The sequence below is a fragment of the Termitidicoccus mucosus genome, from assembly GCF_038725785.1.
Classification (GTDB): Bacteria; Verrucomicrobiota; Verrucomicrobiia; order Opitutales; family Opitutaceae; genus Termitidicoccus; species Termitidicoccus mucosus.
The window spans coordinates 4,030,648-4,051,895 of the sequence record NZ_CP109796.1 but is presented as its reverse complement, the minus strand read 5'-3'; the positions used below and the strand labels follow the sequence as shown (position 1 = coordinate 4,051,895).

At 63.4% G+C, this 21,248-nt stretch carries 13 protein-coding genes; 3 read left to right on the top strand and 10 right to left on the bottom strand.

All coding sequences use genetic code 11. The features are described from left to right. Positions 1 to 60: 60 nt before the first annotated feature. The 3 genes from OH491_RS14285 to OH491_RS14275 form a co-directional block, all read right to left on the bottom strand. Complete coding sequence (locus OH491_RS14285; RefSeq protein ID WP_068770658.1) at positions 61 to 1,986, bottom strand: fumarate reductase/succinate dehydrogenase flavoprotein subunit; 1,926 nt, start codon at positions 1,984 to 1,986, stop codon at positions 61 to 63. A gap of 52 nt (positions 1,987 to 2,038) precedes the next feature. Further along, positions 2,039 to 2,857: a succinate dehydrogenase cytochrome b subunit gene (locus OH491_RS14280; RefSeq protein WP_068770659.1), complete on the bottom strand. Its 819-nt coding sequence runs from the start codon at positions 2,855 to 2,857 to the stop codon at positions 2,039 to 2,041. A 201-nt stretch (positions 2,858 to 3,058) separates the two neighbouring features. Then, positions 3,059 to 4,327, bottom strand: coding sequence for a CoF synthetase (locus OH491_RS14275; RefSeq protein ID WP_334319368.1), 1,269 nt, complete (start codon positions 4,325 to 4,327; stop codon positions 3,059 to 3,061). A gap of 331 nt (positions 4,328 to 4,658) precedes the next feature. Here OH491_RS14275 and aspS point away from each other — a divergent pair, with 331 nt between their 5' ends. Both aspS and OH491_RS14265 read left to right on the top strand, forming a co-directional pair. Beyond that, complete coding sequence (gene aspS, locus OH491_RS14270) at positions 4,659 to 6,452, top strand: aspartate--tRNA ligase (RefSeq protein WP_068770661.1); 1,794 nt, start codon at positions 4,659 to 4,661, stop codon at positions 6,450 to 6,452. Positions 6,453 to 6,583: 131 nt separating this feature from the next. Continuing rightward, positions 6,584 to 7,954, top strand: a complete 1,371-nt coding sequence (locus tag OH491_RS14265; RefSeq protein ID WP_084442245.1) for an MFS transporter — start codon at positions 6,584 to 6,586, stop codon at positions 7,952 to 7,954. Between the two features lie 11 nt (positions 7,955 to 7,965). On the opposite strand, the gene OH491_RS14260 is transcribed toward OH491_RS14265, so the two are convergent. The 6 genes from OH491_RS14260 to OH491_RS14235 form a co-directional block, all read right to left on the bottom strand. Next, the gene (locus OH491_RS14260; RefSeq protein ID WP_068770662.1) at positions 7,966 to 9,129 is read right to left on the bottom strand and encodes a lactonase family protein; all 1,164 of its coding nucleotides are present in this window, start codon (positions 9,127 to 9,129) and stop codon (positions 7,966 to 7,968) included. Between the two features lie 40 nt (positions 9,130 to 9,169). Continuing rightward, positions 9,170 to 13,537, bottom strand: coding sequence for an autotransporter domain-containing protein (locus OH491_RS14255; protein WP_084442247.1), 4,368 nt, complete (start codon positions 13,535 to 13,537; stop codon positions 9,170 to 9,172). A gap of 64 nt (positions 13,538 to 13,601) precedes the next feature. Beyond that, the gene (locus OH491_RS14250) at positions 13,602 to 14,372 is read right to left on the bottom strand and encodes an HpcH/HpaI aldolase family protein (protein WP_068770664.1); all 771 of its coding nucleotides are present in this window, start codon (positions 14,370 to 14,372) and stop codon (positions 13,602 to 13,604) included. Then, entirely contained in the window at positions 14,369 to 15,481 is a 1,113-nt protein-coding gene (locus OH491_RS14245; RefSeq protein ID WP_068770665.1) for a phosphotransferase family protein, read from the bottom strand. Before OH491_RS14245 ends, OH491_RS14250 begins: the two co-directional genes overlap by 4 nt. Positions 15,482 to 15,494: 13 nt before the next feature. After that, complete coding sequence (locus OH491_RS14240) at positions 15,495 to 16,814, bottom strand: sialidase family protein (RefSeq protein WP_334319369.1); 1,320 nt, start codon at positions 16,812 to 16,814, stop codon at positions 15,495 to 15,497. 57 nt (positions 16,815 to 16,871) lie between these two features. Then, positions 16,872 to 18,269 carry a bile acid:sodium symporter family protein gene (locus OH491_RS14235; RefSeq protein WP_145928831.1) on the bottom strand — a complete coding sequence of 466 codons (1,398 nt, stop codon included), beginning with the start codon at positions 18,267 to 18,269 and terminating at the stop codon, positions 16,872 to 16,874. Between the two features lie 170 nt (positions 18,270 to 18,439). On the opposite strand from OH491_RS14235, the gene OH491_RS14230 reads away from it, so the two are divergent. Beyond that, positions 18,440 to 19,537: a LacI family DNA-binding transcriptional regulator gene (locus tag OH491_RS14230; protein WP_068770666.1), complete on the top strand. Its 1,098-nt coding sequence runs from the start codon at positions 18,440 to 18,442 to the stop codon at positions 19,535 to 19,537. On the opposite strand, the gene OH491_RS14225 is transcribed toward OH491_RS14230, so the two are convergent. Beyond that, positions 19,509 to 21,203 carry a hypothetical protein gene (locus OH491_RS14225; RefSeq protein ID WP_068770667.1) on the bottom strand — a complete coding sequence of 565 codons (1,695 nt, stop codon included), beginning with the start codon at positions 21,201 to 21,203 and terminating at the stop codon, positions 19,509 to 19,511. The genes OH491_RS14230 and OH491_RS14225 overlap by 29 nt on opposite strands. Positions 21,204 to 21,248 lie beyond the last annotated feature (45 nt).

The window sequence follows — 21,248 nt, the reverse complement described above, 5'->3', positions numbered from 1 at the left end:
GTTCTTGGTGGAATTTTCGGCGACCATGGTAGTGGTTGGTAAAGGGCTGCGGTTCGCTGATTACTTGTAGGAGCGCACGCTCATCTTGACGGTTTCGTAGCCGAGCGGCTCGGTGTTGCGGAGGGGCGTCTTGCCGGGGCCTTGGTATTCCCAGGCGGCGACGTGCGCGAAATTGACGTCGTCACGTTTGCACTCGCCGTCCGGGTATTGGTATTCCTCGCGGAAGTGGCCGCCGCAGCTTTCCTCGCGGGTGAGCGCGTCGCGGCACATCAGTTCGGCTAGTTCCATGTAGTCGGCCACGCGCCAGGCGTTTTCAAGGGATTGGTTGAGGCCGGCGCCGGCGCCGGGGACCTTGACGTTGGCCCAGTATTCCTCGCGGAGGAGGGGGATTTCGCGGAGGGCTTTTTCGAGGGTCTCCTTGGTGCGGGCCATGCCGCAGTTTTCCCACATGATGAGGCCGAGGCGCTTGTGGAAATGGGCGACGGATTCCTTGCCGTTGGCGGCGAGGAGGCGGTTGTTGATGTCGCGGACGGCTTTCTCGGCGTCGGCAAACTCGGCGCGGTCGGTGGCGGGGCGGGAGTTGGGTTTCTGGGTGGCGAGGTAGTTGCCGATGGTGTAGGGGATGACGAAGTAGCCGTCGGCCAGGCCCTGCATGAGGGCGGAGGCGCCGAGGCGGTTCGCGCCGTGGTCGGAGAAGTTGGCCTCGCCGAGGACGAAGAGGCCGGGGACGTTCGACATCAGGTTATAATCCACCCAGAGGCCGCCCATGGTGTAGTGGACGGCGGGGTAGATGCGCATGGGCGTCTTGTAGGCGTTTTCGTTGGTGATCTCGTGGTAGATGTCGAAGAGGTTGCCGTAGCGTTCGCGGACGACGTTTTCGCCGAGGCGGTTGATGGCGTCGGCAAAGTCGAGGTAAACGCCGCGCCCGCCTTCACCGACGCCGCGGCCTTCGTCGCACATGCGCTTGGCGGCGCGGGAGGAGACGTCGCGGGGGGCGAGGTTGCCGAAGCTCGGGTAGATGCGCTCGAGATAATAGTCGCGGTCTTCCTCGGGGATGGTGGCGGGGATTTTGCCGCAGTCGTCGGCTTTTTTCGGCACCCAGATGCGTCCGTCGTTGCGGAGCGATTCGGACATGAGGGTCAGCTTCGACTGGTAGTCGCCGGAGACGGGGATGCAGGTGGGGTGGATTTGGGTGAAGCAGGGGTTGGCGAAGCAGGCGCCGCGCTTGTAGGCGCGCCAGATGGCGGTGGCGTTGGAGTTGCGGGCGTAGGTGGCGAGGTTGAAGACGTTGCCGTAGCCGCCGGTGGCGAGGATGACGGCGTCGGCGGCCCAGCGGCGGATTTCGCCGGTGTTGAGGTTGCGGGTGATGATGCCCTTGGCCTGGCCGTCGATGATGACGAGCTCGGACATTTCCTCGTTGGGGAAGATTTGCACGGCGTTGCGGCCGGCTTCCTTCATGAGCGCGGAGTAGGCGCCGAGGAGGAGCTGCTGGCCGGTCTGGCCGCGGGCGTAGAAGGTGCGGGAGACTTGCGCGCCGCCGAAGGAGCGGTTGGCGAGGAGGCCGCCGTATTCGCGGGCGAAGGGGACGCCTTGCGCGGCGCATTGGTCGATGATGTTGACCGAGACCTCGGCGAGGCGGTGGACGTTGGCCTCGCGGGAGCGGTAGTCGCCGCCCTTGATGGTGTCGTAGAAAAGGCGGTAGACGCTGTCGCCGTCATTCTGGTAGTTCTTGGCGGCGTTGATGCCACCCTGGGCGGCGATGGAGTGGGCGCGGCGGGGGCTGTCGTGGAAGATGAAGCACTTCACCTTGTAGCCGAGTTCGGCGAGGGTGGCCGCGGCGGAGGCGCCAGCAAGCCCCGCGCCGACGACGATGACTTCGTATTTGCGCTTGTTGGCGGGGTTGACGAGCTTGAGCGACTCGGACTTGAAGCTGCTCCATTTGGTGGCGAGGGGGCCGGAGGGAATCTTGGATTCGAGGTTGGCCATGGCGGGAAAAGGTGTTCGGGAATGGGTTGGGTGGTGAGTGGATTGGCCGGGTTTACTTCGCGCCGGCGTGGCCGGCGGAGCAGCAGGCCGGGCCGCCGGCGGCGCAAACCAGCGCGGCGGTGGTGCCCGGCGCGGGTTTCACGAGGCCGGTGAGGATGGAGCCGGGAATGGCGAGGTTGCCGAGGAAATACACGAGGCAGAAGAGGGCGACGAGTTTTCGCAGGCAGCAGGACCATCGGTGATTGCGCCAGCCGAAGGTCTGGAAGAGCGAGTCGATGCCGTGCAGGAGATGCAGCGTGAGCAAGCCGACGGCCACGATGTAAAAGGCCGACACCCACGGGTTCATGAACCCGAGAAACACCATGCTGTAAACATCATGCACATGCTGGCCGGCGTCGACGATGGGGAAGCCGAGCAGGTGGAAGCCGTCGTGCATCGTGTATTCGGCGAGCTGGGTCTTGAAGGTGGCGTGCTGCGCGACGCCGACGGTGAAATGGAGGATGTGGTAAACGATAAAGGCCAGCACCACGAGGCCGGTCAGGCGCATGTAGCGCGACGCGAAGGCGGCCTGAAGCCACTTGTGCACCCCGTATTTCTCGGGACCGCGGGCGGCCTTGCTCTCAATCATGAGCGTGAGCGCAGCCCACACGTGGATGACCACGCACAGGAGCAGAAACGCCCGGATGCCCCAAAGCGCGGGCCCGAGCGACTGGAGGAAGTGCGCGTAGCCGTTGATCTTGTCCGGATGGGAGAAGATCTGCAAATTGCCGACCAAGTGGCCCGCTACAAAGCCCACCAGCACGAGGCCGGTCAGGGCCATGAGAAATTTTCGGCCGATGGAAGATTTGAACAAGTTGACGATGGATTTCATCGCAGGGTGTTTGTGGTGTCTGATGTGGTGAAAAAAACAAATGCCAAGTGCGACGCATAAACGCGCACACTGCGTTCGTAAACGCTACCGCCTTCTCAAGTAAAGGGCATCGTTTTGAGAATAACAGGCGGAGGGGTATTAGTAGGCAAACTTAAATCTCACAGAAGATTAGAAATACATCAAAGAGACAGCGTCTCAATTTCAGAGGGGCTTAAGGAGACTGAATTTTCCACTCGCCGCCGGCGTGATGGAGCGGCGCCGGAACGCATTCACCCGCGTCCGCCCGCCAAGCACTTCCGCGATTCGCCCCGCCAGCGATTCCGGCGCGGTATCGTCCGCCACGTAGTGGAAATCCCAGCGCGATTCGCCCGTCTGCACGAGGCTGTGATGCCAGCAGCGGAACTCCGCCGGGATGGCCGCGTCGATTTCCGAGGCCGACACCACCGCGCCGTCCTCGCGGAAAAACAAATCCCGCTCCCGTCCCAGCAGCCGGAACCCGCCCGTGGGCATCCGCCGCACGATGTCGCCCGTATAGTAGCGCAACAGCGGCATCGCCTCGCGCCCCCGCGTCGTCACGTAAATCTGAAACACATCCGCCGCCCCGCGCCACGGCGCGAGTTCCACGAAGGCGTTCTCGTCAATCACGCGCGAGTCGTCCTTAAACGCCTCGCCCACAAAAAGGTAACCCGCCTCGGTCGAGCCATACAGGTCCACCTGCGGCGCGGGAAACACCTCCGCCACCCGCTGGCTGTGCTGCAAGCTCGCCTTCCCGTAGGTCAGGATGACCACCTTGATGCTCGGCACGCTGACCCCGCGCTTCCGCGCCGCCCGCGCCAGCAGCGACAAATAAACCGGCTCGCCCTCCAGAATATCCGGCTGCACCGCCTGCAACTCCACCACGATCCGGTCCCACTCGCTCTCGGGAAACACAAACGGGTCGCTGCTCAAGTTGAGATAAACCGTCCCGTCGAAATACCGGTGCGGGAACGGATGATCCTCATACGGGCAGAGATTCGACGAACACCCCACCGGCGCCAGCACGCACTTCCGGTGCGGTTTGTCCGCAAACGGCGCCAGCAGCGGATGCGCCCGGTAGGCGCGCCGCGTCTGCGCGTCCCACCAACCCTCCTCCATGATGACCGTCATCGGCCCCGCCGTAGTGCCGGAGGTCGATTCATACTCAAACCGCTTCTCCTGCAACCCGCGCTCCACCAAACGGTAATCATCAAAAAACGCCGTGTGGCCGCGCTCGACGATTTCCTGCTTCGAAAGTGCCGGGATCTCCCGGTAGCACCCCCACTGCAACGGCTCCTCGTGCAACGGGAACCGCGCCCCGTAAAGCGGGCTCCGCTCGTAAATTCGCCGGATTTCGGATTCGAGCGGCGCGGGCAAAAGCTCGCCGCTGGCGCGCCCCAGCGCATCGGCGCGATTGGCAAACAAAGGAACATCAATGCAATCAACAGTGGTCACGGTGGCGTCTCGAAAAATTTGAAGCCCCATCTAATCGCATACTCCGCGCCAAGTCAAATGCGGGGCATGGGACGCACATTGACAAGAGTGCAACCCACAGTGGATGCCTCTTTGCCGGAATCTTTCCTCTTTCTTCTTTATCTTTCTCTTTCGTCAGGACGGACAGGGAGAAAGAGGAAAGATAAAGAAGAAAGAGGAAAGATTCCGGCGGGATGACACACACCCTCTTTGGGCTGCGCCGCCTTCCTCCCGCGCCCCGCCTTGTTTTCTGTTTGCCGCGCGCCCCCGCACCCGGTTTGCTCGGCCCTTTTCACCACACGCATCTCTTGCCATGAAGAGCACCCATCACTGTGCCCAACTCACCCAGGCCGACATCGGCGCGTCCGTCACGCTCGCCGGCTGGGTGGACACCATCCGCGACCAAGGCGGCATCATTTTCATCGACCTGCGCGACCGCAAGGGCGTCACGCAAATCAAACTCGAACCGCTCTCCAATCCCGGCATCGCCGCCGCCGTCGCCAGCGTCAAACCCGAGTCCGTCATCGCCGTCTCCGGCCAGGTCAGCGCCCGCCCCGAAGGCACCGCCAACCCCTCGCTTCCCACCGGCGCCATCGAGGTCGAGGCCGCCGCGCTGGAAATTTTCAACATCTCCGACACCCCGCCCTTCCCGCTCGACGACGCCGGCGGCGACAAGGTCAACGAGGACCTGCGCCTCACCTACCGCTACCTCGACCTGCGCCGTCCCAAGATGCGCAACAACCTCCGCATCCGCCACCGCGCCACCAAGGCCATCCGCGATTATTTCGACGCGCAGGAATTCATCGAGGTCGAGACGCCCGCGCTCTTCAAATCCACGCCCGAGGGCGCGCGCGAATACCTCGTGCCCTCGCGCATCCACCCCGGCCAGTTCTACGCGCTCTCGCAGTCGCCGCAACAGTTCAAGCAAATCCTCATGGTCGCCGGCGTGGAACGCTACTTCCAGATCGCGCGCTGCTTCCGCGACGAGGACCTGCGCGCCGACCGCCAGATGGAGTTTACGCAGGTGGACGTCGAGGCGTCGTTCATCGACCGCGAGGACGTTTACCGCATCTTCGAGGGCATGCTGAAAAAGGTTTGGAAGGACGTGCTCGGCACCGACATCCAGACTCCCTTCCTGCGCATGCCGTTCACCGAGGCGATGAACCGCTTCGGCGTGGACAAACCCGACCTGCGCTTCGGCCTCGAACTCCAGGATTTCTCCGAAACCTTCAAAAGCTCCGCCTTCAAGGTCTTCCAGTCCACGGTCGCCAAGGGCGGCGCGGTCAAGGCGCTCAACGCCAAGAGCCTCGCCGACATCACGCAAGGCGAGATGAAGGCGCTCGAGGACGCCGCCAAGTCGCTCGGCGCGAAAGGCCTCGCCTTCATCAAGGTTGAAAACGGCGAATGGAAATCGCCCATCGTGAAGTTTTTCTCCGATGCGGAAAAAGCCGAGCTGACCCGGCGCCTCGACATCGCCGAGGGCGACATCGTCTTCTTCGCCGCCGCCGAATGGGAGCGCGCCTGCGCCATCCTCGGACGCATCCGCCTCGACGTCGCCGCGCTGCTCCAGAAACGCGGCCGGCTCGCCATCCGCCACGACGACTGGAAATTCCTCTGGGTGGTCGATTTCCCGCTCATGACCTACGACGAGGCGGAGAACCGCTACGTCGCCACGCACCATCCCTTCACCGCACCCGTGCCGGAGGACGCACAATATCTAGACAGCGACCCGAAGCGCGTGCGCGGCCAGCACTACGACCTCGTGCTGAACGGCATGGAACTCGGCGGCGGCTCGATCCGCATCCACCAGCCGGCGTTGCAGAAAAAGGTGTTCGAGGACGTGCTGAAAATCCCGCAGGACGTGGTGGAAAGCCGCTTCGGCTACATGCTGAAGGCGTTCACCTACGGCGCGCCCCCGCATGGCGGCATCGCCTTCGGGCTCGACCGCCTCGTGGCGCTCCTGTGCGGCACGACGAGCATCCGCGACGTCATCGCGTTCCCGAAGACGCAAAAAGGCCAGTGCCTGATGACCCAAAGCCCGACGCCCGTCACCGCGAAACAACTCAAGGACCTGCACATCCAGACCGTGATCCCGGCGGCGGAATAAAGGGGAATCGCAACACGATGCCAGCCTCCGCGCGCGCGCGGAACACGCGCGCCCCGCGGAATGTCTCGCGTGCCGTGATTCCTTGGGCCAAACAGGGGGGGACGGCAGGGAATTTCATTTTGCCCACAGCAATGAACCCAGACCAGAACGCGAGGAAATCCGCCGCCACTGACGGGAAGATCGACCGTGACAGCGGCGGCAGGGGAAGCATCAACAACGACGGGGTGATTTTGCCCCCCGCCGAGGCGCTCGTCGCGGCGGAAAGCGGCGGCGCGACGCCCGCGTCCCCGGGGGCCGGTTTTATCGAGCGGGGGACGCCCGCGTTCTGGCGGACGCTGCTGGCGCTGTTCGCCGCAGGCTTCGCCACCTTCGCGCTGCTGTATTGCGTGCAGCCGCTCATGCCCGTCTTTGCGAAGGACTTCGGGCTCGGCGCGGCCGCGAGCAGCCTGGTGCTCTCGGCCTCGACCATCACGCTCGCCTGCGGACTCGTCTTCACCGGGCCGCTGTCCGACGCCATTGGACGCAAGCCCGTCATGCTCACCGCGCTGTTTGGCGCGGCCTTCTCCATGCTCGCCACCGCCCTCATGCCGACTTGGCACGGCGTGATCGCGACACGCGTGCTGACCGGCCTGTTCCTGAGCGGGCTGGTCGCCGTCGCCATGACCTATTTGAGCGAGGAGATCCAACCCAAGGTGCTTGGCCTTGCGATGGGCCTTTACATTGCCGGCAACGCCATCGGCGGCATGTCCGGGCGCTTGCTGACGGGCGTGATCGTGGATTTCGTTTCATGGCGCGTGGCGCTCGGGATCATGGGCGTCCTGGCGACGCTGGCCGCGCTCGCCTTCCACAAGCTCGCCCCGCCCTCCCGGCATTTTTGCGCCACGCCGCTGAACGTGCGCGCCCTCGCCGCGAACTTCCGCCTGCACCTGGCGGACGCCGCGCTGCCATGGCTGTTCGCCGAGGGGTTTTTGCTGATGGGCGGGTTTGTGACTTTTTTCAACTACATCACCTACCGGCTCCTCGGCGCGCCCTACAACCTGAGCCAGGCGCTCGTCGGTTTTGTCTCCGCGGTGTATCTGACAGGCATCTACAGCTCGACGCGCGTCGGCGCGCTGGCCGACAAGCTCGGACGCCGGCGCGTGTTTCGCGCCGTGATCGCGGCGATGCTCGCCGGCGTGCTTATAACCTTGGCGGAACCGCTTTGGCTGGTGCTGGCCGGGATGCTGGTGTTCACGTTCGGTTTTTTTGGCGCGCACTCGGTCGCGAGCAGTTGGATCGGACGCCGGGCGCTCCGGGCGCGCGGGCAGGCGTCGTCGCTTTACCTTATCCTGTATTACACCGGCTCAAGCGTGGCGGGGACGGGCGGCGGATTTTTCTGGCACCACGCCGGCTGGGCGGGCGTGGGATTGTTTATAGCGGGCCTGCTGGCGGTCGCGCTGCTGATCGCGCTGCGCCTCGCAAAAGTCCCGCCGCTGGCGCCGCCCGCCGCCGCAAAAACATAAGGAAGGCAAAATCAAAGCCGATGGGCGGCGGCGGGCTCCGAAGGCAGGTTTATGTCAATGTGCGCGGGCCGCAAACGCCCGTCCGCGCAGTCAAACAGACGCAGTTTCTTCGAGCCGGTGCCGGCCACCGCCAAATGTTTCCCCGACGGTGTAAACACGGCAAATTGAGGTCCGTCGGGCACAGGCAGATCATCCCGCGGGACATACCGGTCGCCTTCGCGCTGGAGCAAATATACACGTCCCGTTTTTCCGAACTCCGGATGCGCGGTATCGACAACCCCGAACCCGCCGAGACAGTTGACCGCCAGCCACTCCCCGTCGCGGCTTATATCAATCCCCTCGGGAATCCGGGCCGTCTTCACGCGTCCGGTTTCATGGAGACCGCCGCCACCGACCGAAAAAAATACGACCTCGTCGGACCAGATGTGGGCCACCACCGCCACGCGTCCATCGGGGCTGAACCGCGCCGCATACGGACCTTTCCCAGCTTTGATTCGTTGCGTCACCACGGGCACGCCCTGCGGATCAATGGTCATAAACAAAATCTCGTTTGTATTATTTAACGTGGCCAGGGCGCGTGTGCCGTTCGGGGACAGTTGCATGTGGGCGAGCGACGCCTCCTTCGCGGCCAGGGTCACCCGCGCGCGTTCTTTCATGGCGTTCTCCGACACCTCGATGACTGAGACGGAGCCCTCATTGCGGTTGGCGACATAGGCCAATGAGCCGTCGGGGGAAAAGGACACGCCCGATGGCTGCGAGCCGACTTCCAGCGCGGCGATCCTCGTCAACACGCCGTCCTCCAGGCGCAACAACGAAACCCGGTTGTCGGGCTCTTGTTTCGCCTTCCCCGCATCCACCACTTGCCGCATGGCGGACGTGACGATGACGAGGGGCCGTCCCGGATGCAGCGCAATGGATACTGGGGCTCCGGTCAGGCTGGCCGGTATGTCGGCGACAGTGGCGACGCGTGGAATTTCCCCGGAAAAGACAACCGCCGTCACACTCCCGGGGCCGGCATCGGTCCGGATGCCGGACTCGCCTCTCGAATTATATATGACGGCATCGTCATTCGCGATCACGATTGCCTGGGCGAGCCCTTCCGCGCTCGCGCCGGGCGTCCCGGCCGGGGAGAATGTGGCGGCAATAAATGCGCATGCGACAAGGGATGTTCTCATATTATATATTAATTCCAGTAAATCCTCACCGTGCCCGCCGTCACCATGCATAACCGAGGCCGGCATCAATACTATGGCCGGTGGTCATGCCGCCAAAGAACCAGGACCCCTTGGCGTTTATGGCGAATCCGCGGCCCAGCTCCAGAGCGATGCCGAGATCGATCATCCCGGTGGAGCCGCCGAGATCGTTTCGGAACGGCTCTTCATCGCCGACATGCACGATGGAGGCGCCTTTGAACTCATACAACCAGCTGGCCCTTATATAGGGGGTGAACTTGCGCATGCCGTTGCGCCATGGCATATCTCTCCAGAGCTTCACGCCGACGCGCCCGTCGAGCGAGTCGGCACTGTCTATTTCATAGGTGCGCCCGATCGTGTCCTTTGCTTTGTCGATATCATGGGTTTGATATATCAACTGGGCCTGGGGCTCGAGGCGCCAGGCGCGGCCAAGCGGCAGCGCGATCCCGGTTTCGATGGAGCCGCCCCACGAGTCGCCTTTCATGGAAAACGGGGCGGTATTGCGGGGCGCGACGTCATAGTGCTCGTTCGCGCGCCTCAGCATCATGTCCAGATACCATTTCCCCAAAGTCCACGAGGCATAGAGCCCGCCAGCGGTGGCCTCGGTGTCCGTTGACGCGGCACGGTCCCCGAGATGCATGTCGGACTTTGCATAATCGAAATAAAGGCCGAAGGAAAAACCGCCGTCGCCCAAGGGTTTTGCCCAATCGATGCCGGCTTGCACGCCCTGCGTGTCCGCCTTCGCCCCGTCGTAAAGCGAGCCGCCCAGTTTCTCGCGCCGGCTGAGCCCACCCACCCACAACTCCATGCCGCGCGCGGTGTTTGTCGCGCGGGCCTGCACCAGGCGATTCGATAGCGAAGCGAAGGAAGCCTTGCCTATTAATATGGCCGCGGCGTCCACGCACACGATCGCCGGCACCGCGGGTGCGAGACCTGCGATCCATTTGCCAGTGGAGAAGTCCATGAAATACGCCCTCCCGCCAAACTCGACGGTCCCGGCTTGCGTGAAGGCGCCCGGATCGAGGGTGCCGGCCGCGTCCAGCCACGCCGGCAGGGCGGGGAGCGCATCCACGCCGCCCTTGAGCCGCTCGGCGGCGGGCGCGGATTGGAACGAGATGGCCGTGCTGCCGGAAACATTGCCCGTGACGAGCAGCTTGTCGTGCGTGACCGCCGTGCCCGCCGCATTGAGGGTCATGTCGAGGCCTATCGTGCCGCCGTCGCCGGTGTAGTCGCCGTCAATCCGCAGCGTGCCGTGCGAAGCGGCGCCGGCAGCCTTGCCGATCTTGAGGACGCCTTGGTTGACAAACGTGCCCCTGATTTCGCCGCCGGAGGCGCGGGCGTCGAAGAGGCCCTGGTTGACAAATCTCGGCGTGATCACCACGCCCTCGCCGCTCCATGTGGTATCGGGACGGACAACGACCTCGGTGACGGCGAGGATTTGCGCGCCCGGGGCAAGAGCGAGGTCGCCTTGCGCGAGGACGATGTTCGCGGCCCGGAGCGTGCCGGTGACGGAGAGCGTGCCGGTGCCGCGTTTCGTGAGCGTACCGCTCGACGACGCGCCGGACGCGCCCGCGTAGGCGAGCGCGTGCCCCCGCGTGTCGAGCGTGGCGGCGGCATTGGGGGCGATGGTGATTTCGTTGGCAAGCGAGAGCCCGTCCGCACCGGCGGCCAGCGTGCCGGTCGCGGTGAAGGTGATCGCGTTGGGGGTCGCGCCGCCGAGTTGGGCAGGGGAGTTGAAAACAATCGCCCCGCCCGCGATTTCGATGCCGCCGGCGAAACTGTTTGTGCCGGTGTTTTCAAACGCGAGCGTGCCCGCGCCCGTCTTTAGGAGCTTGCCTTCGGCGTTGACGAGGTTGTTGGCGTTGCCGTTTTCGGTCACGACGAAACTCGCGTCGGCGGTGATGCCGCCGGAGCCGGTGAAGGTGTAATCGGCGGCGCCTTCCACGCGCATGTCGGACACCTTCAGCGCGCCCGCGCCCAGCGTGATGGCGCGGCGTCCGGGGTTGGCGGCGTCCGCCGCGCCGTCGAAGATCACCGTGTCGCCCGGCGCGAATTTTGTGATCGAGCCGCCGTTCGTCCAGTTGTCGTCGCTGATGTTGATGAGCGCCGTGCTGGAGCCGGTCCACCTGAGGAGGGTGGAGATGTCGGCGTTGAATATGAGCACGAGGTTGCCGGGCGTGGCAGGGTCCTCGAGCAGCGTCGCGCTCTGCCGTCCGCCGGCAACCTGCTCCTCGCCGCCAATGACCAAGCGCGCGCCGGCCAGCCCGGCGATGTTGCCCAGCGTGTAGGAGCCGGAGATCATCGTGCTTATATCAATGGTGTTGATACCCGTGGCGGTGAGCGTGCCGAGAATGTTGATCGAGTCGCTTATATTATTATCAAAAAGACCGAAGCGCAGGGTGGAATTATTAATGACGAGATCGCCGCCGATGGTGAGCGTGCCGGGCGAGGCGGTGTCGCCGCCGGCCCGCAGGATCGCGCCGTTGTCGAGGGAGACATTGCCGGTGACGGTGCCCGAGCCGGCGAGGAGCCGGTCCGCGCCAGCCGTCCAGCCGCCGTCATAGGTGGCGGCGGCGGAGAGGGTTATTTTTTTGACAGAGGCCGCCGCCGCGCCCGCGAGGAGCAGCGTGCCTTCGCGGACGGCCACGGTGCCGTCAAAGGCCGAGAAATCCCCCGCCAGTTCCACGGTGCCGCCACCGATTGCGAGGACGCCCGCGCCGTCAACCGCCCCTGCGTAGGTGCCGGTCACGCCCGCGGTCTCGGCGAGGAGGGCGACGGCGTTTGTCGTGATGGGGCCTTGCAGGCTGGCGGTGCTGCCCGCGAGCGTGCCTCCATTGATGACAGTGCCGCCCGTGTAATTGTTGCTGCCCGTGAGCAACGTGTATCCCGCCCCGGAGTGCTCCACGGCGAGCGTGCCCTCGAGGTGACTGACAAAAGTATAATTGGCGTCGCCGTGGTCGAAGATAACTTTCTTGGCCCCCGACGACGAGCCGCCGCGGATGACGGTGGGGCTGGCACCGTCGGTGCCGGTGATCAGGCCCGCCGTGGTGCCTGTGATGCGCAGGATGCTGTCGCCCGTCCCGTCGGTTTCGCTGCCCAAGGTGATGCGGGTGCCGGCCATTACGTGCCCGCCGTTTTCGAGCGTGAGCGAGCCGTTGCCGCGGTAGCCGATGTGGACGAGCCCGTGGGTGATCCATGTCGCCGAGCCGCTCACCACGGCCACGCCCGCCGCGTTTCCATACTGCCCCAGCACGGTCTGCGTGTTTGTATAAAGCGCGTTGTCCTTCACAATCAAGGTGCCGCTGCCATAGCCGCCCACGCGGAAAATGCCCCCGACGGCGAGCGTGGACGAGTCCTGCACGGTGACGATCCCGTCGCTGTTGGTATTGGTGGAATATCTGGCTATATAGGCATCTGTCCCGACTTGGACAAAGGCATAGTCGCTCAGGTGCAGCTCACCATGGGCACTGGTGATGCCGCTGGCGCCGCCAATCGTAAGGTTGGCGCTCATTGTCAATTTCGCGGAGCCGCCGAGGGCGATCGTGCCGGTGGCACCGGCTCCCCTGCCTATGATGACATCCCTCGTGACCTGCACCGTGGAATTATCATTTAGATACAATTCGCCGCGGCTGCTGCCGCCGTCGCCCAAAATTATGTCCCGGCCCGCCGTGTATGCCGCGAAATCGCGGAGTGTCACCGTGCCGGAATAGTTTGCGCCCCGCCCTATGATCAGATCCCCGCTTCCTATGTTTTGCGCCCGCGCCGAGCCGCTCATGTTTAATGTGCCGTGCCCGGCGTCTCCGATAAAAAGACTGTTGGCCACGTCAAAAAAAGCGGAACCGGAGATATTCACGGTTCCCTGCCCGCCTCCGCTTCTGGCAATCGAGGAAAACGCGGTCGTCTTGACCACCGCCACGCCGCCGATGTCCAGCGTCCCGTCACCCCCGTTTTCCGCAAGATACAACCCTCCGGTCACATCCCATCGCGCGCCGCCTTCCAGCAGAACGTGTCCGGTTCCGCCGTATGCGATGGCCGAATTGCCCGTCGAGGCCAGGGCCGAGTCGCCTCGCAGGATCAACTGCCCTGTTCCGCTGCTGCCGACCCTGACAACTTTCGCGACGGCGGAGCCGGTGGTGATGACCGGGCCGGCAGACCGGTTTATAGTCACGTCGTCGGAAGCCGTCGGCACGCCGCCGCTGTCCCAGTTTCCACCGGCAAACCAGTTGGTTTCATTTCCCGTGGCGGTTCCCGTCCACGTCGAGCCATCCGCAGGGGGCACCGTGGCGATGAGGAGCGTCGCCAGCAGAGCAGAAGGGAAAGCCCGGATGACACACGACACCTGGCAACGGCCGGGTGATATATGATGCGGGGCAGTGGTTGTTGCTTTCATAATCGTGTATGGATTTTGGGATCACTGACTGTTTCGTCTTGAAAAAGCTTTGGCCTGCGGCGCCTCATGGCGCTGCCGCGGCCCTGGCCGACGGGAGCAGCTGTTGATAACGGTTGCGCAGGATCGCCAGGTCCGAATCGACCGCCAGATGATGAAAGCCCATCATGCCAAGAGGGTGTATGTCATCGCTGTTGCGGACCAGGATGCCGGTGGATTTGCCGGCGGCGCGGGCGGCTTCCACGACGGCTTTCAGGCATGCGTCATAATCCGGACGGCTGTCATGCCCTTCCTGCCTCGCTTGTATATCAAGCGACAGGTCCGCGGGACCGACGAAGAGCATGTCAACCCCGTCCACCGCCGCTATTGCCGCGGCATTGCGCACGCCCTTGAGCGTTTCGATTTGCGCAATAAACACCGGCTTCTCCAGCGCATCCATCGCGGGCGGGCGCACGCCGTAGCGATAGGTGCGCACCGACCTGGAAAACCCCCGGCGCCCGCGCGGAGGATAATGCATCGCCTGCACGCACGCCTCGGCGTCGTCCGCAGACTCGACATGCGGGACCATGACCCCCTTTGCCCCCCAGTCGAGCACCCGCATGAGAAGGTCGGGATGCGGCGCGCCGACGCGCACGATTGGCACGCATGCGGAGCCGTTCAGCGCCTGCAAATTTCCGATCAAGGATGCCTCGGAGGCACACCCATGCTCGAAATCGAACAGGAGCCAGTCGAAGCCGCATTCCGCGGCGAGTTCCGCGATGATGGGCGATCCGATGGACAGCCAGGTGCCGATGGTGCCGGCGGAACCTCGCAAGTTTTTTTGAAGCGTGTTGCTCATAAAAATTCGGGGAGTAGGGAATCGCGCAGCCCGCGCACGGCGGTGCGAATGCGCTTGAGGGTGAAATCGCGCAGCCCCGCACCGTCGCTGCCCGCGCCAATGAGGAAGAGGCCGCTGTTCATGCTGAAATAGCCCGCGCCGACGCGAATGACCGACTTCCAGAGCATGTTGCGAAGCAGGTGCAGCCAGAAACGTTTTTCATGAAACGGCGGCAGCCTGCGCACCGACGCGTATCCGGCCAGCGCGCGTGCAATCACATCCCCGCCATAAAAACATCCCAGCAGGGAAATATCGTCCATCGGGTCGCCCGAAACCGTGTCGTCCCAGTCGATCACCGCCGCGATGCGATCCGGCGCGTCCCCGATGACATTCCAAAGCGCGAGATCCTTGTGGACAAGGCAGCCGCCCTCGTCGTCGGGCAGCCGCAGCACGGCGGCGTTGTCGCGGATTGCGCCGGCGATGCCTGCCGCCTCCGCGTTTGATATAAAATTCTCTTTGACAAGATAGCCGAGGTGGGCCTCCAGCCTCGTGTTATAATATTGCCCGTAAGCCGAGTGATAACCGGCCAGCCGCCCCGCGGCGCGCAGCACGCCGGGCCGGAACGGGCCGAATCCCTCCGGGCGTATCGACTGCCACCGGGCGACGTGCGCGCCGATTTGCTCCGCGCATGAATGCAAATCGAGGCGCCCCTCCTTCAGCAACAGGTTGAGGTCATGCCCCGGCACGCGCTCGATGACCTGCCATGCGAACGGAACCTCCGCCCGGCTCGAATCCACGCCGAGGAAATTCCAGCCCGGCACGCCGGCCTTTTTTATCAAGTCGATCACATGCGCCTCGACCTCCATGTAGTCGTCCCGCTCGGGGCCGTCCTCGATGCGGATCATGCAGTCTTTTTCCGCAATCGTGGCGCGAAATATAAAATGATTGCCCTGCCCTCCGCCCGGGCGCAAATCGGCCGGCGCCGCGCCAAACCGCCCCGCCAGCATGGCGGCAACCTGCCGCAGCAAGTCATCCCCGGCGCGTTGCGCCGCGTCCCCTGTGGTGCCGTGCAGGGACGCCGGGCGGTCGCATTTCCAGTAATATATATTGTTGCGCGTTTCTGCTGCCATGTTCAGGAAAGTTTTATTCCGCCCCCGCTTCCGCCTGCGGCTCTTGCTTTTTCAGCGGGCGGGCGACGACCATTTTTAACTTTGTCCGCGGGTCGACCGGCTTTCCGGCCAGTATGTCGGCCTCGGTAAAACGACCCATGAGAATCTGTCCGGGACCGCGGTTGTAGTCGTAGGCTATATAAATCGTGCCATCGGGCGCCTGGAAGCCGTCGGGATAGGTGGCTCTTTTCTCGACACGATCCTCGATGAGCAAGCCGCCTTTCCACGTGGCGCCATCGTCGTCGGACAGCCACGCGCTGAGCTGGAGGCGTCCCTTGCTCTTGTGCAGTTCGTCCCCGTTTTTCACGAGCAGCAACCGGCCCGAGGCCAGGCGGCGGAAAAAGAAGCGTGAGTTGGTGTTTCGTATATTCGCGGCGGTGCCCGCCGGCTCGCTCCATGTGGCGCCCTGGTCGTCGGAAAAACTTTCCATGATGCCTTTTTTCGTCCGCGCCATCATCCAGAGCTTCCCGTTTTTCTTTTCCACAATCATCGCCTCATGCCAGTCGGGATTGGGGAATGGGCGGAGGCCGCGCAGGCTCCATGTCTTGCCCTGGTCGGAGGACGCGAGCACGTTCACACCGCGCTGCGGGTCGAGTTCGGAGAAGACGTTTTTGCCCTTGAAGGGGCCGATTCCATCCCGTTGCAACAGGTAGGCGGGCAGCAGCCACTCGCCCGAGGAGAGGACGGTCGGTTTGTTCAGCATGGAGCCGTGCCAGATGCGCCTGGGCGGCGACCAGGCGGGGCTGGCGTCGTCGGGGTTTTCGCAAATGGTCGCCCACAGACCGGAGCGTCCGTCGAAATGATTCATCGTCTGGTCAAAAAACAACCAGAGCCGCCCCAGTGGGTCGGTCCAGAAATTGCCGATGATGACGGTGCGCGGAATGGGCAGGTTCGGCGACTGGGCGTCAATGACAAGGCGCGGCTTGCTCCACGTTTCGCCGTTGTCGTCGCTGCTTGCCGCCAGCAGAAAGGCTTTCGGACTATCCCCGCCGCCGATCCACGCGGTCCAGATGCGCCCCTTCGGCGTCCGCTCTGTCGTGAGTGCCATCACATAATCCTGCGTGTCGTAATCATAGCGCGGCAGCGGCGAGGGGTTGATGACAGGCGGTATCAACGCCAGGTCGGCGATCTCGCGCAATTCGGCGCGGTCGAACTTGTCGGCTTTTGCGGCGGGGGCCGCCGGTTGCTGGGCGGGCGCGGCGACGGCCAAAAGCAGGCAGGCCGACGCGGCGAGCAGGCGCGCGGCCCGCCCCGGCATCGAGGGGTGGCGGGTGGTGTGGGTGCGAGTATGCATGATTTGTCTGGGAGTTGAGGTTCAAGTAAGAATGCGGCGGATTATTATTGGTGAGAATCAGCGATCGTTCCCCGGCTTGTTTTCCGGCGCGGTGTCGCGAATCGGCACGCCCCGCCACCAGGTGGCCAGCGCGGAGCCGGTGATATTCTGGAGCGCGCCGAACACCGCCGGCGCGATGCCCATCAGGGCCTTGACGGGCGCCTCCAGCGGCAGACTCGCGGCTATGCCGTTCGCAAGCCCGCCGTTCTGCTGCCCGACCTCGAACGCGACCGTGCGGCAGGAGCGCTCGTCCAGCCCCGCCACCCGGGAGGACCAATAGCCTATGAAATAACCGGCGACGTTGTGTATGAACATGACAACAATCATCATCACACCGATCTTTATCAGGCTGTCGCGGTTCGCCGCCGTGATGACAGTGAGAATCGTGCAGACGGCGATCATGGAAAAAAGCGCCATCGCCCGCTTCACGGTCTCCTCGTTTCCCTTTGTCATGAAACGCACCAGCAATCCCGCGAGCGGCGCAAGCACGAGCACGATCCCCGCGGTCTGCAGGATGCCCCGGCCGATCAGCGGCGCGCTTAATCCGCGCGGAAACCCGGTCGCGGTTTGCAAAACCAGAATCAGCCCGAGAAACAACAGCCCCTCCCTGGCGATTTGCGCGCGCGGCTTCATCGTGGCCACGGCGTTGAACAACAATCCCGCCATGATGGGATATATAAGCATGCGTATGACATCGTGCATCATGTCGAGCACCCGCACCTCCACGAGCGTGCCCGCCAGGAGCTTCATCAGGACGGGCGTCATCAGCGGCGCCAGCAGGGTCGAGCACGCCGCGATCGTGACCGACAGCGCCAGGTTTCCGCGCGCCAGAAAACACATGACATTGGAAGCCAGCCCGCTCGGGGAGCATCCGATCAGCACGATGCCGGCGGATATCGCGCCGGAAAGGGCCGCCGCGCGCGCGGGGTCGATTGTGCCCGCCTCCGCCAGCCCCATGGCCGAGGCGATGCCCGCGCCGTCAAACGCGACCAGTCGGGACAACACAAAACCCATGAGCGGCATGATTGTATAATGGCACACCAGCCCGATGCAGACCGCCTTCGGCATGTGGACCACGCCCTCGAACTCCTTCAGGCTCATTTGCGACCCCACGCCAAACATGATGATTTGCAGCAACACCGGTATGAGCGTCACATACTTGAAGTCGCCCCAGCCTTGCAGCGGCTTCGGATAAAACATGGCCACGCACACAAGGCATAATATAAGCATCGTGTAGGTGAGGCTCTTCAGCTTCTCGATGCGGGAACAGGCGCAGGAGAAAAAAAGAAACGCGCCCGCCAGCAAAAAGCCCCCCGGCGCGGCTTTTCCCAAGGCCCAGCAGGCCATGAACGCGACGCTTCCGGCCGCCGCGAGAAGAAGAAATGGCTTGGGGGATTTTTCAGGGCTATGGCGCATGGGCAGGAAACTTTTGACCGGGGTGATGGTTGGCGAAAGAAAAAGTGATGAAACAGGGAGGAACACGGCCACCCTAGGCCGCCGCGGGCGGGATGAAAGAGGCTGTTTTCGAAAATCGTTACGCAAGTCTTGACCTCCCTCCGTTCGCGACCTTGCTATTCAGACGTCCCATGCCCGACACCCCGAATACCATGCGCAATATCGCCCGGGTCGCCCGGGTGTCGGTCGCCACTGTTTCAAAATGCCTGTCCAACAAGGCGGACGTATCCGCGGCCACCCGCGAACGTGTGCTGCGCGTGTGCAGGGAGCTCGGCTACCGCCCCAATCCGCTCGTGGCCGCGCTCATGCAGGCGCGCCGCCGCAATGCCAGCCCGGCGAGCCACCTCACGCTGGCGTTTGTCACTGCCTTTCCATCCGCGAACGAATGGAAGCAGCATCCCTCGCCCATATTCCGGCAGATGTTTGCCGGCGCCCTCGCCCGCGCCACCGAGCGCAATTATAAACTGGAGCATTTCTGGCTTTATCAGGACGGGATGAGCAACCAGCGCTTCGGGAAAATGCTCTTCGCCAGGGGAATCCCCGGCCTGCTGCTCGCGCCGATACCGAGCACGCGCATCACGGTGGACATATCGTGGTCGGCGTTTTCCGTCGTCGTGCTCGGGCTCACTCCGTCCACCAGGCAGTTTCACCGCGTCTCCACCGATTATTACCAGGGCATGCTGCTTGCGCTGGAGGAATGCGCCAGGCTGGGCTATCGGAGACCGGGCTTCGCGGTGCGCAGGGAGACAACCGAGCGATTGGAGCATCGCTGGGAGGCGGCTTATTTGTTTTCGCAAAGACGCAACCCTGCAAAGCGGCCGCCCAAGCCGCTCGTTGTCAGCGAATGGACCCGCGACGCGGTGCTCGACTGGATCGAGCATGAAAGACCCGACGTGATCATCGGACCGGTGCTGGGCAAACTGGAATCCATCATCCGCGAATCGGGACGCTCCGTGCCGGGGGACATCGGCATGGTCGGCTTGCTGGTGCCCGGCGAAGGCGACCGGCTAAGCGGCATCATACAGGACGGAGAAATGGTCGGCGCGGTGGCGGTGGACCAATTGATCAGCCAGATAGAGCGCAACGAAAAGGGAGTGCCCGCCCATCCCATCACCCACACCATGCCCGGCCATTGGAACCATGGGGCGACGGCCAGATTCACCGAAAGCCCGAAACGTTCCCGCTCCATCAGACCCGGGGTCATTCCAACGACATCGCCGCCGGCATGACCGCCCTTGCCTCTTCATAGGCATGGAGTCCTTTGGTGTCGTAGATTCTATCATAGCCCGGCCCGCCCGCCGCCACAAAGCCCAGGCTGGCCCCCGATTCGTCCTTGCCGACCCAGAAGGAATACAATTTCCCGTTGCTTAGATAAAAACGGAAACGCACCGGAGTATCGCCCAGTGCCGCCAAGTCTCTGCCGCCCTTCCAGCCGACGGCAACCAGCGTCTTGTTTGCTCTCACCGGCAGGCAATCCGATTTTGCGTAGCCGTTTATCACTTCGCCGCTGGCATCCAGCACCTCTGCGAGGAGCCCGCCTCCCGGGCAATCCACGTTTACAAACAAATGCCGTCCGCCGAATCGCACGGGGCGCGTGGTGAGTGTTCCGTCCTTTCCGTCGGCATCCATCGATGCAAAACCGTCGCGACGCAAAACCGCCATGCCGATGCTCGCCCCTGTATAGAGTCCTCGCCAGCCGGTCGGCGAAATGCCGGAATAGCCCGTGTAGGAAAAATACAGCCAGTCTCCCGCCACCAGGCAGACTCCCGTGGCGCCGTGCAGATAGCCGCGATTCCAGTCCCCCTCCTTGCGCGTGGCTTGTATAAAGGGCTCCCGCTGCGGCCGGTCCCAATGAAACCCGTCGCGGCTGAAGCCGAGCTTGAGTTCGGTGATTTTCGGAAAACGGCCCTCGTCGCATAGGGTATTGTGGGGGCCAAGGTGAATGGAGAACATCCCCAGCAGAATGCTTTCATAGGCCATGCCGTGCAGGATGTATAATTGCGCGGCATCCCCGACGGCGGGATCCGGGTGGTCGAGCCGGTCGGCATTTGTCCAATACACCGAGTGTCTATAAATGCCGGGGCGCATGAACTCGCGGGACTCGGCGTAATCCCGCGCGCGCCCGCGCGGGCCATTGCGCTTGATGCTGTGCACCCAGACATCGCGGAATGGATTATAGAAAAACGAGCAGTAATCCGCCGCCGGCCCGGCGGTCACGCCCCGCGACCAGGCGCGCCCGTCGGTGGAAGTGTGGAGCGTGTGGCCTTTTTTCGGACGCTGCGCGAGAAACTTGAAGCGCTCCGATGGATTGCGGGTGGCCAAATCGAGATAAACGCCGTTATCCCAGCCAGCCTTGGGTTCGTTCATTCCGGGGGCGAGCACCACGTTTCCGCCCGCCAGTCCGAGTTCGGGACGCTCCCAGGCGAAACCGTCCCGGCTGGTCGCCATCGCAATCCCTCCGCGCCATCCGGCGGTATACCACATCTTGAACAATGCATCCGCAGGGTCGTAAAAAACACCGCCGGCCCCCAGGTAGCAAACCGCCTCCTGCTCGCCCTCGCTGCCCTTTGTCCGTGCCAGCTCGGCCGCCGTCGCAGGGACCAGCACGGGATTGCCGGGATGGTCCTTGGGTTTGTGAAATGTGCGACGCAAATCGGTTTTCTCGATCAAAAAATCATCCACGAACAGCTGCCTGCCTATGCCTATCGGAATCACGGCGGGCGGGTTTTTCAAATACGGCACATCCATGGGCGCGTCGGACTTCGGGTCGAGGCCGCGTGGCGGCCATTCGTCAGGCAGGCGGATGCCATTATATAATACTTCGGCCGAAGGCAGATGCCCGGCGCCGAGCGCAAGAGCGGCCAATATGATGGAGATTTTGTCCGGGCGTTTCATGACAGAGGGGAGGAGGGAATGGAGAAGTCCTTTGTTTGATGTTGC

Excerpts from the sequence above, each read along its gene's own strand:
- OH491_RS14285 (WP_068770658.1), bottom strand. The coding sequence starts at position 1,986 with ATGGCCAACCTCGAATCCAAGATTCCCTCCGGCCCCCTCGCCACCAAA.
- OH491_RS14265 (WP_084442245.1), top strand. The coding sequence starts at position 6,584 with ATGAACCCAGACCAGAACGCGAGGAAATCCGCCGCCACTGACGGGAAG.
- OH491_RS14235 (WP_145928831.1), bottom strand. The coding sequence starts at position 18,269 with ATGCGCCATAGCCCTGAAAAATCCCCCAAGCCATTTCTTCTTCTCGCG.
- OH491_RS14250 (WP_068770664.1), bottom strand. The coding sequence starts at position 14,372 with ATGAGCAACACGCTTCAAAAAAACTTGCGAGGTTCCGCCGGCACCATC.
- OH491_RS14245 (WP_068770665.1), bottom strand. The coding sequence starts at position 15,481 with ATGGCAGCAGAAACGCGCAACAATATATATTACTGGAAATGCGACCGC.
- OH491_RS14225 (WP_068770667.1), bottom strand. The coding sequence starts at position 21,203 with ATGAAACGCCCGGACAAAATCTCCATCATATTGGCCGCTCTTGCGCTC.
- OH491_RS14280 (WP_068770659.1), bottom strand. The coding sequence starts at position 2,857 with ATGAAATCCATCGTCAACTTGTTCAAATCTTCCATCGGCCGAAAATTT.
- OH491_RS14240 (WP_334319369.1), bottom strand. The coding sequence starts at position 16,814 with ATGCATACTCGCACCCACACCACCCGCCACCCCTCGATGCCGGGGCGG.
- OH491_RS14230 (WP_068770666.1), top strand. The coding sequence starts at position 18,440 with ATGCCCGACACCCCGAATACCATGCGCAATATCGCCCGGGTCGCCCGG.
- OH491_RS14260 (WP_068770662.1), bottom strand. The coding sequence starts at position 9,129 with ATGAGAACATCCCTTGTCGCATGCGCATTTATTGCCGCCACATTCTCC.
- aspS (WP_068770661.1), top strand. The coding sequence starts at position 4,659 with ATGAAGAGCACCCATCACTGTGCCCAACTCACCCAGGCCGACATCGGC.
- OH491_RS14255 (WP_084442247.1), bottom strand. The coding sequence starts at position 13,537 with ATGAAAGCAACAACCACTGCCCCGCATCATATATCACCCGGCCGTTGC.